Origin of the sequence: Coleofasciculus sp. F4-SAH-05 (assembly GCF_040222985.1) — a bacterium.
GTDB lineage: Bacteria > Cyanobacteriota > Cyanobacteriia > Cyanobacteriales > Coleofasciculaceae > Coleofasciculus > Coleofasciculus chthonoplastes.
Genome location: NZ_JAVKBY010000248.1, coordinates 1 through 10,245, shown reverse-complemented (window position 1 = coordinate 10,245; position 10,245 = coordinate 1). Strand labels below are relative to the sequence as shown.

The window sequence follows — 10,245 nt, the reverse complement described above, 5'->3', positions numbered from 1 at the left end:
GTTGCTCGAAGAGTGCGATCGCATTCATACTCGGATTTATGAGTCTCAACATTAGAGAGATTCTTCACTTCGCTTCAGTTCCTTCGCTTCGCTCAGGACTCAGAATGACAAGATTGGGTGTTGGGTTGAGGTGGCGGGTTGCTCGAAGAGTGCGATCGCATTCATACTCGGATTGAGTAACATAATGTGCAATCCAGATAAGCTGTTCGGCATTTAAAGTTTAATGTCTATAATATCAAAAGCCCTGTAGTGCGAGCATCTTGCTCGTTACTAATACCCAGTAGTTTGATTAATTCGCTACTCGTCGTCTTTTCCTGAGCCAGAATTTCAACGAGATACTGTTCCGATTCAGGATATAATACTACACTCAACATAATTTTGCCCAGTTTTTTATCCCTGATAGCTAACATAGCATTTCAGAATGACAAATCGGTGTTGGGTTGAGGTGGTGGGTTGCTGGGGGAGTGCGATCGCATTCATCATCTGATACCAAATCCGGGTTAGCCACCCCCTTTATAATCTAGTCCGCGCAGGCGGACTTTGTTTGTGTAGCTGCGATTTCAATCGCTCAGACCAAACTCTATTGTACGTTGGGCAAAAGGGCGTTGGCGATTGGCGGGATAACAACCTGCGTGGTAGCGGTGAAAATACCGATGACTAAGTTTATCCGGGAGGCGCATTCCCGTGGCGTTAGGAATTAGCGTGGGGGCGTCTACGGCGATGAGGGCGGGTTCAGTGGCGGTTGTCCAATTGTCAATCCAATTTAGAATATCCGCTGTGGCTTGTTTGCGGTTTAATTCTAATAGCTGAAGCTGCCCATCTGACCAATTTAGACAACATAAACCACTCGCGCCTGATGTCCAACCGAGATCAATTCCGATAAATTTCATGGGATAAAGAATATTGACCCAAAAACAGTAGGGGCGCAACGGATAAACCCTTAATATACCGTAGGGTGGGCATTGCCCACCAGCCTTCCCCTTCAATCACATTGACTCCATAGGTTGCACGGGTTGAAACTGCGATATTAACCATTCATACCAACCCTCTAGCCCAACGCCTGTTTTTGCCGAAACCTGAAATATCTGCATCTGAGGATTAACCGTTCGCGCATACTCAATACAGCGTTCCACATCAAAGTCTACATAAGGCAACAGGTCAATTTTCGTCAGAATCATCACTTGGCTAGCACGGAAGATATGAGGATATTTAATCGGCTTATCATCGCCCTCAGTTACCGATAAAATCGCCACCTTTGCCTGTTCCCCCAAATCAAATAAAGCGGGACAAACAAGATTACCCACATTCTCAATCATGACTACAGAATTGAGGGGAGGATTGAGTTGAGTACAACCCCGTTCCACCATCGCCGCTTCCAGATGACACCCGGTTCCGGTATTAATTTGGACAACCTTACACCCAGTTTCTTGAATCCTCTGGGCATCATTCGCTGTCGCTTGATCCCCTTCAATTACATTAATTGGTAATTGTGCCTGTAAATCCTTAATCGTGCGCGTCAATAACGTCGTTTTGCCCGCTCCCGGAGAACTAACTAGATTTAGCGCCAAAATATTACGCCCTTTAAACCATCCCCGATTTTGGGCAGCGATTAGATTATTTTTTGCCAGGATATTCTCCTCTAGAGAGATTTTTGTACCGTGAACCTGGGCGTGAACCTGGGATGCTTGATCCTGGTGATTCCCCGACGAGTCGTGAGTGTGAGTGTGGGTGATGACTCGACCATCGGGTAAGGTGTGAGTATGGGAGTGGCTAGATGAGGAGGAGTGCCTGCTCACAGTCCCATTAGGTAGAGTATGGGTATGACTCTGGTCGTGATTGGGGTTAGCCATGGCGACAACCTCCCCCGTTTCCGGGTTGGTAAGCGTGGTGTCAGCGCCATCAGAACAGCCGCAGGTTACACACATGGTTCGACCTCCATTTCCTTAATTTTCAGTTCTTGACCCGATATTATATCCAGTTCCACACTACCGCATTCACAGAGACCAAAAGGTTGATCGAGGGGAATTTGAGCATTACAGTGACGACAGCGACCAATACCCGGAATTTCAATAATATCGAGAGTTGCCCCTTCTAAGGGAGTGTCTTTGCTGCAAACATCAAAACAAAATAGCACCGCATCGGGCATTATCGCCGCTAACTGACCAATTTCTAGGCAGACTCGTCGCACTTTTGCCCCTTTAGCGTGTTCGGCAACGATATCAACGATATTTTTTGTGATTCCCAGTTCGTGCAATGGTTTATTCCGTTACAGAGGATCTCCGATTTAATTTTATCTCGTTTTTAGGTAAGAGCGTATGTCATTTGTCATTCGTCATTTGTCATACTTGCTGCCATTGAGAAGCAAGCTACCTCTTCTGTCATTTGTCATACCAAATCCAGGTTAACTACCCCCGTTATAACTCAGTCCGCGCAGGCGGACTTGGTTTGTGTAGCAGCGATTTCAATCGCCTCCTCTTGCTCCAATTGAGTTAATCCAGGAAATAGTGGCGCTTGCTGTTTATGGTATTTTGCCAGATAATCCCGAAATGATGTCCCCCCAGTTCCTATCTCTACACCTACGAGTTTAAGTTGTTGTACCGCTAGTGATAGATGGAATTGATGAAAGCGGATTTGTAAATTATCGTAAGTCCGCATATTCTGTAAAACTGGACTGGCATGAGGGTGGTCAAATAGATATGAAATTTGTTCCGCTGTCGTGTTTCCAGGACTTCGTTGCAGTAGTGTGTCGTAATAATAGGCGAGATTATGATTATGATAGCGCTCAAACCATTGGGCAATATCATTCCCATAGCGGCGGTCAAACTCGGTTTCTGCAATGTGAGGATTTCCCTGATTATCCTTCGTTCCTCCTTGCCAATAGTTTCGCACCCCGCTCATAATTTCTAAATGGCGAAACTGGAACGACTGAAACCCACTGGTTGGACCAATAGTCGTGCGAAATTCGGCAAATGCCCGCATTGTCTTAAGAATGGGCATGGTTGTCAATACAACGTCATAAAGGCGCAGAATTCGGGGGAAAAAGTAACAGGCTTCGCTAGTATCTCCGATAATCGGCTCAGTATTATCGGCAATGGCTTGCCCTAATGCAGTTAAAACTCGCTCCATATCCAGAATCATTTGATCGAAGGCGAGTTCACAAATTTGATGAACGGCAATAAATAAGTCTTCGTCTTGAGACGCGGTGAGCGGACGCTTGCAACTGAGTAGCGCCTCTAGATTATGATACGTCCAATAGTGATTTTGAGTAATGTCTAGGGTGGGATCAAGGGGAGGTAAGGGTTGAGTAGGGTCAGATTGAGACATAGTATTCGGTTCACGGGATCTGGAAAACCTCTCTGGAAAACCTCTCTCCTGCAAGGAGAGAGGTTTTGCATTCTCAGGGGGCTGGGGGGTTAGGTTTGATATCGATTTTTCTAGATGGCGTGAAAAGTCAGATCAGTAGGATTATCCCTATCGGACATCCTCGATCAAGGATTAACCACATACTCAGACGTTACAGCATCTGCTTTCCCAGCTTCGACTAACGCCTGATAAACCATCGCCGCTACCTCAGCGCGAGTTACATCTTGAGTCGGATTGAGAGACTTAGTATTTGGATAATTCACCACAATACCCGCTTCTGTCGCCGCACTGACTTTTTCACGCGCATACTCTGGAATCTGATTTGAATCCTGATAGGTTTTTAACACCTCCTGAGGAGATTGATTGGCTTCTAACCCCAATCCACTCGCTAGTGCCACTAAAACTTGTACTTTAGGAATCGGTTGCTTGGGTTGGAAGGTATTATTAGGATAGCCACGCAAAAAATTAGTTTTGCTGGTTTCCTGAATCGCCGACCATGCCCAAAAGTCTGAGGATACGTCTTTAAAGTTGGGTGTTTCTAAGGTGGGTTGTTGGTCAAAAGCGCTTCTTAACAACGCCGCAAATTCTGCCCGAGTGATCGAACTATTTGGTTTAAACGTATTATCTTCTGGAAAGCCGCTCATAATATCTCGCTGCACTAGAGCGGTAATATAAGGACTTGCCCAATAGTCATCAGGAACATCGGTAAAGTTCACCGGTTCAACAGGTGTTTCAGTGGGCGTTGGTGTGGGTGTTTCTGCCCTGGGAGCTGAGACAATAGGAGCAAGAGGAACCGCTCTAGCTATTTCCGGAAACGCCTCGTCTTCATCAGTGGATTCGGGTGCAGCAGCTACGGCTGGAGAAGGTGAAGGGGAATCTGTTGCCAAAGGAGCGCTGCTGACGGTTTGGCGAGTGGGAGTCTCCTCAGCTATCGGAGAAGTCACTTTTGGCTCTTCTGGTGCTTCCGTTGTTGGTTCAGAGGTGAGTGAGCCAATCCACTGATGTAGGTTCAATCCCTTTTGCCGTTGACCCAATACTCCAATCAAAATCCCACCGATAGTGATAACGGCGATAATTATACCAATCCATTCCTCCAAACCTAGTGGAGAGGAGTCCGAATCGGGTGGCGGTAGATTTCTCATTATGCACCTTGTTTAACTCGCAACAACACTAATCGCCAAGGGGAATCAAAGAATTTTTTCGGTTGTCTGAATTCTTGACCCCCCAATCCCCCAGTATTAGCCTCCACATCTGACGGTAGAGCGTTGGGATACATTTGCCTCTGGCTTTAGTTTACTGCCAAAGTGCTTATCCACCAGCGTCGGTACGTCTTCGGGAGCCACCTTATTGTACCGGGCTTTGTCTGGCATCACTACCATACATGGACCTTTTTTACACTGTTTCATACAGCCTGTGTCTTTAATCGCTACTTGGTCATCAAGATTGCGATCGCGCAAGGTGTCATTCATTACTTGATGGACTTTTGCCGCACCGCGCTGGCGACAGGAGGACTTTTTACACACCATGACGCTGGCTTGGGTTTTCTTGGGAGACGGTTGCAAAAGTTTCTCATATTGTTGGGATGCTGTCGGGGTTTTCAATGTCACCCGCTTGGCTTGGAGTTTCAATTCCCCACTTTTGGGTTTGTACTTCTGTTTGCCAGAGACTTCTATCGGATCTCGGGGTTTGAGGATTTCAGGTAGAGATTCCCGTAAGGGTTTAGCCAGCTTGATATATCGTTCACCTGCTTCTGTATTGATCCACAGCAGCTTGGGTTTTTTGCCCGCTTTACCCAGAAATTTGACAAACTGTCCCTCTAGCTTGAATGGGGTGACTTGTGTTTTTTTATGTGATTTACCCATGAAAGTATTCCTATGTCTCCCTCTAACCGTAACTCTAATTGATAAAGTATGTCATCTATTTTTCGTAAGAGTTCTTTACATATCGTTACAAATGAGTGGGAGCCATGTAGAGACGTGCCATGGCGCGTCTGGGATCTGGTAGCTTCCAGACGTAGCCTGCTACGTCTGGAAGCAGGGGAAGATGGGGGTGGATTTCAATTGTCCTGCTGATCCAGGGAATTCTGCATCAGGGCTTCGAGTTGTATGTCGAGATGGTGCAAGAGTTGGTTCAGGGTTGGCAGTGTATCCACCGGAGGAATGGAATAGCGATAAGAGCGATCGCGGATTTCATTTAGCTTGTGTTGGAGTTGTCCGGCGAGTTTAATCGCATCCTGACCCAATCGTTCCACCTTTTGTTGTTGATAGAAGTTTAAAGGCGCTCCTCGCAAGAGTTGTAGAGTTGCCTCTTCCCCATGAGTACCGGGTACTAGCCGCAAACACAATAGGAGGGATTCTTGCTGATAGAGTCGCTCACTTTCGATCTGTTTGGGCTGGGTAATGGGCTGCAACGGCAGGTTAACTAAGCGCTTAAGCTCAATAATGATATCTTCAAAAACAGATAGGCTTAATTTATCCAAGACAGACTGGGAAGAGCTATCCTGGCGCAAAACAACGCGACCCCGCTCAGATTGTCGCTGAAAATACAGCCGACCAATTCCCCCCTGCAACAGACGCCCTAACAACTCTTCCACAATTTGATGGGGGGCTAAGGTTGCCAAAAACGCGATCGGACGAGATAAATAGAGAGGGTTTACATCCAAGGATAGAAGAGCCTTAGTCGGGAGTGACCTTTGGAAAACTGGCGTCAGCGCCGTTTGAGCCGATACCGTCTTGCCAGAAGGATGGGGTGGTTGGGCTGGGGAGTGATTAGACGATGGTGACGTCGGTTGAGGCGTTGCTGCCGATGGCTGGCTATCCTCTGGGTTAGGTACATCAGAGGATTGGTTTAATTCTTCCTGGAGTTGACGGATATCATCGATAATCAGTGTCGGTTTAGATTCCCTAGCCGGAGAATTATTATTAGTTTTCGCCGCCGCTTTTGATTCCTCAGGCTGCACCGCCTCATTTTCAGTTTGGCTCACCTCATGGCTGGTTGGAGGTTGAGAGGCTGTCGGCGGAGGATTATCGGTTGTCGCTGCGTTAGCACAGGAGGTTGATGGCTGGGGTTCAGTTGTTTCATCCTCCGTTAAATGGGCTGCATCACTCGGTTGCGGTTGAGACGCTACTGGGGTAGAGTTGTGTTTCTGTGCCGCCGCTTGAGGAGAAGGGGCTGACGGCTCAGGCTGATTCGCCTCATCTTCAGCTAAACTGGCATCATCAATAATTAGCGTTGCTTGTTCCGACCGAGGAATGGACTGTTGGCGCTTAGAGCGTTGCCTTTTCGGTGCTGTTTCAAGATGACCTTGATTTAAATAGGCAGACAACATCGCTGTATGAGTGTTGGCGGTAATCTGTTCGACTTTGAGGGAACAGTTCATAAACGCCAGAATGCGACGTACATAATCGAGAGCCGTGGAGTCGTGGGGATCGACTATACCTAGCTTCAGGTACTTGCCTTCGAGAGACAGGGGCAAGAATTGATGAAATAGACAGGCTTCAAAAGGCAGAATACTATCAATCAGCCGAAACATTTGCTCAGTATCCACGCCAGAGAGTTCTGACGCTTGAGAGGATGATTGAGACTGAACAGGAGTGTCCGCTCGTTCTGGGTCCTGTGGTGAGGGTAACATAATAATTTCTCCAGCCTGAGTATCAATCGGTTCAGATGCCCCAGGAGTCAGATAATATAGACTTTCCGGTTTGGGATTGGCAAAAAGGTGAGCTGTTAACCCGACTTCAATTTTTAACAACGTTGGTTAGGGAATACACGGAATTGGCAAATGATCAACGTTCTAAGAAGAGCTGCGGATGTCTTGAGCTGCTAAGTAGAGCTTACTCCATTCGCCCAGTGCCTGGTTATACTTCCAATTTAGATCCTTGGCAATGACATTGAGCGTTTTACCAGTTCTCAATTGTTGAAGCAACTGGCGCTGTTGGTCGGTGAGACTTTGCCAATAGTCTTGCCACTGTATGGGGGTTAACCCTAAGTTATGCTCTTTTAAGGATACCTCTAACCAACTGGCGACTAATTCCGGCTTAACTTTCAGGGAAAAGACGCGAATGGCATGGTAACTGATTTTTTCTCGCAAGCGATAAACCTTTTGGATGGGTAAGCCTAACGTCTTGGCAATCTCCTCTTGAGACTTCCCTTGCAGATACAGGCGTAACCATTGGGCGGCTTGAACACCAACGTTTTGGTCGAGGTAGGTTTCAAATTCTTGGCGTACTGATAGACGCAGCGCTTGTTGCTCTTGCCAGACTTGAGTCTCTTGATAATCCGCGATCGCTTGATTATCTAATAAACTCACTGGAGCATCGGTATCATCGGAGGTAATCGACTCGGAGACAAATCGCACATTTTCCCCGCCAGGTAGATGCGTCATTCCACCCCTTCCCGATCGCTTGAGAAAATTGACAAATCGATAAACAACCAACGGCTGATTGCGGATCGGACGCATACAATATTCTTCAAGGGTGGTGAGTAAGAGGGCGTCACGTAAATGAATATCTTCACTACATTGAGCAATCCAACCAATCTGCCCTTGGATATAGCGATCGCTGTTTAATAATTCCTGAATCACTTCTTGTAAGACATCCACCACAGCGCGTTGGCGATCGCGACTCAGGGACACCCACGTCCGGATTTTATTCCGTAACGTCATTAAACTCGCTAACCGACTCGTCAAATTGCGGTAGGCTTGCTCTGGAGTGACCCCCAAATAGCGCTGGCGTAAAATCCGATAGCGATAGTCCATCGCTTGGCAGACAATCTTGAGTTTGTCGGGTAGTAGGTGGTTTAACCGTTCCCTGTTTTCTCCCAGTAACCAGTTGACAATGCTGGTTCTGATCCCTGGGCAATAGCCTGGATAGTCATTGGCTAAACGCTGTTGCCACTCTTGTTCGAGTTGATCTGCCCACCTTTCCATCAGATGGCACTCCTCTAACCCCTGTTTTAATGTTTGCATAACAACTCCCCTTTAGTTGCACTGACTGTTTTGATAGAGTCCGCTGTTCTAATTTCATCATTTCTATCCTGAAATAGAAGTGATCGCCCTCCTGTGTTGCTTACAAGACAGTCACATCAGTATTTTGACCCAGAGTACGCCCTCGATGAGACTCGGATCTACCTTGAACGTGTTTTGGATCACAAGCCCCTAAAAATGTGTTTTCCTGGCTTAACGATTGCATTTTGTGAACTCAATGGGGAGCAACCGTTGGTATTGATCAGGTATGGGTTAAAACTCTCCAGATCAGGCTAGCATTTATCGCTCAGTGAGTCTCACGCACCACTCAATCAAACCGAAGGAAGCAGCAGATGGCACAACCCTTACAACAATTACCCGAAAAGCAACAGCTTTCAAGCCCTGTGGACACAATCATCCTGTTCATTCCACCATCCTAGGGTTGATCTTGTTTTATCCTATCGCGCTCTCTGGAACACGAGAATATCTGTTAATCTGATCAACATTATTATTTTGATACACTCGTACCACCTAAATCGCGAGGGGCTACGGCTTCAACCGGAACGAAGTGGAGGTAAGCCGTAGGGGGAGAGCGGGAAATACTTCGGCTAAACGCCCGAAGTATTTCCAGTTATTTCCCGGGTGGTATAATGACAGCCATGAAACAAGTCCTCACGATAGTCGTAAAGCTTCAACCCTCTCCTGAACAGGTGGCCTTCTTAGAGGCAACCCTTCAGGCGTTTGCGGATGCTTGCAACTACGTGAACGAACATACAGCTCCAAAACTGACTAACAAAATTGCTATCCAATCTTTGGCTTATCAAACCATCAAAAGCCAATTCAATTTGGTAGCAAATATGGCAGTCAGAGCTTGTGCAAGAGTAGCGGCTAACCGAAAGGTTGCCTTTTCAAAGGGCAAGCCTGTTAAAGGCTTTATGCCAAGCAGCATGGATTGTGACAAGGACTTGTTTCGACTTCGTGAACACGACTGGACGGTAAGCCTTTCCACAGTTTACGGTAGAGAGCGAGTTGAGTTAAAGCCAGGTAACTACCAGAGAGGAAAACTCAAAGGGAGGAACCCAACTTCGGCTCAACTGTGTAAGCACCGCGACGGTCAGTTCTACCTGCATATTCAGATTAAGAACACCCCTCCCGATCCCCAAAATACCGATAAGGTGATTGGTATCGATTTAGGGCGTCGCGACATTGCTGTTACCTCAGAGGACAAAAAGTGGGACGGCTTGCATATCCAGTCGGTGCGAGATAAGTTTTCCAGAGTTAGATCTTCTCTCCAGAAAAAAGCCTCGAAAGGCACGAGAACAACTCGACGTAGATGTCGAGAAGTTCTGAAACGGCTGTCGGGGAGGGAGAAGCGCTACCAACAATGGCTCAACCACAACATCTCTAAATCAGTGGTCAAACGAGCAGTTGACGCTTCGACTCCGCTCAGCGTCAACACCGAGCGGAGTCGAGGTGTTGAGTTAAGTGCCTCAATTGCTATAGAAGACTTAACAGGCATTAGAGAAAGAACTAACCAGCAACCGAGAAACAAGACTGAGCGAAGATGCTCAAATTCGTGGGCGTTCTATCAACTGCGAACGTTTATCGAGTATAAAGCCCTTGGTGCTGGTGTTCAAGTTATCCCAATTCCCCCTGCCTATACTTCCCAAATGTGTCACAAGTGCCTGCATATTCATCCGATAAAAGGAAAGTCTTACCGTAGTGGCAAGACTTTTAAATGTGGGCATTGTGGTTGGCATGGGGATGCTGATTTCAACGGAGCCAATAATATTGCACTTGTGGGGCTGTCTATAAACCAGCCTGGAGGCACGGGGTTGTCGTGCAAGTTAAGTCGAACTGTTGAGTATGTTCAACTTGGCTTGTTCGATGACTTCAGGGCTACTGAAAACCCAGACCTC

9 protein-coding genes and 1 pseudogene are annotated in these 10,245 nt (G+C 47.0%); 1 reads left to right on the top strand and 9 read right to left on the bottom strand.

Annotated elements, in window-relative coordinates:
- Positions 1 to 227: 227 nt before the first annotated feature.
- The 9 genes and pseudogenes from RIG27_RS30370 to RIG27_RS30330 all read right to left on the bottom strand — a co-directional run bounded on the left by RIG27_RS30370 (position 228) and on the right by RIG27_RS30330 (position 8,329).
- Positions 228 to 410 (bottom strand): hypothetical protein, encoded by a 183-nt coding sequence (locus tag RIG27_RS30370; protein ID WP_446350827.1) that lies wholly within the window; start codon positions 408 to 410, stop codon positions 228 to 230.
- A gap of 159 nt (positions 411 to 569) precedes the next feature.
- Positions 570 to 890, bottom strand: a pseudogene (locus RIG27_RS30365) (DUF429 domain-containing protein); the annotation flags it as partial.
- 96 nt (positions 891 to 986) lie between these two features.
- Entirely contained in the window at positions 987 to 1,925 is a 939-nt protein-coding gene (hypB, locus tag RIG27_RS30360; RefSeq protein ID WP_446350826.1) for a hydrogenase nickel incorporation protein HypB, read from the bottom strand.
- Positions 1,916 to 2,254: a hydrogenase maturation nickel metallochaperone HypA/HybF gene (locus tag RIG27_RS30355; protein WP_446350825.1), complete on the bottom strand. Its 339-nt coding sequence runs from the start codon at positions 2,252 to 2,254 to the stop codon at positions 1,916 to 1,918. Before RIG27_RS30355 ends, hypB begins: the two co-directional genes overlap by 10 nt.
- Before the next feature lie 167 nt (positions 2,255 to 2,421).
- Positions 2,422 to 3,324: a tryptophan 2,3-dioxygenase family protein gene (locus RIG27_RS30350; protein ID WP_446350824.1), complete on the bottom strand. Its 903-nt coding sequence runs from the start codon at positions 3,322 to 3,324 to the stop codon at positions 2,422 to 2,424.
- A 164-nt stretch (positions 3,325 to 3,488) separates the two neighbouring features.
- Positions 3,489 to 4,505 carry an S-layer homology domain-containing protein gene (locus tag RIG27_RS30345; RefSeq protein WP_446350823.1) on the bottom strand — a complete coding sequence of 339 codons (1,017 nt, stop codon included), beginning with the start codon at positions 4,503 to 4,505 and terminating at the stop codon, positions 3,489 to 3,491.
- Positions 4,506 to 4,601: 96 nt separating this feature from the next.
- A complete protein-coding gene (locus tag RIG27_RS30340; RefSeq protein WP_446350822.1) occupies positions 4,602 to 5,225 on the bottom strand; it encodes a (2Fe-2S) ferredoxin domain-containing protein in 624 nt (207 codons plus the stop codon).
- A gap of 194 nt (positions 5,226 to 5,419) precedes the next feature.
- Positions 5,420 to 7,114 (bottom strand): GspE/PulE/PilB domain-containing protein, encoded by a 1,695-nt coding sequence (locus RIG27_RS30335; RefSeq protein ID WP_446350821.1) that lies wholly within the window; start codon positions 7,112 to 7,114, stop codon positions 5,420 to 5,422.
- A 42-nt stretch (positions 7,115 to 7,156) separates the two neighbouring features.
- Positions 7,157 to 8,329: a HetZ-related protein 2 gene (locus RIG27_RS30330; RefSeq protein ID WP_446350820.1), complete on the bottom strand. Its 1,173-nt coding sequence runs from the start codon at positions 8,327 to 8,329 to the stop codon at positions 7,157 to 7,159.
- Positions 8,330 to 8,985: 656 nt separating this feature from the next.
- Here RIG27_RS30330 and RIG27_RS30325 point away from each other — a divergent pair.
- The coding region (locus tag RIG27_RS30325; RefSeq protein WP_446350819.1) for an RNA-guided endonuclease InsQ/TnpB family protein at positions 8,986 to 10,245 on the top strand (1,260 nt) is incomplete at its 3' end.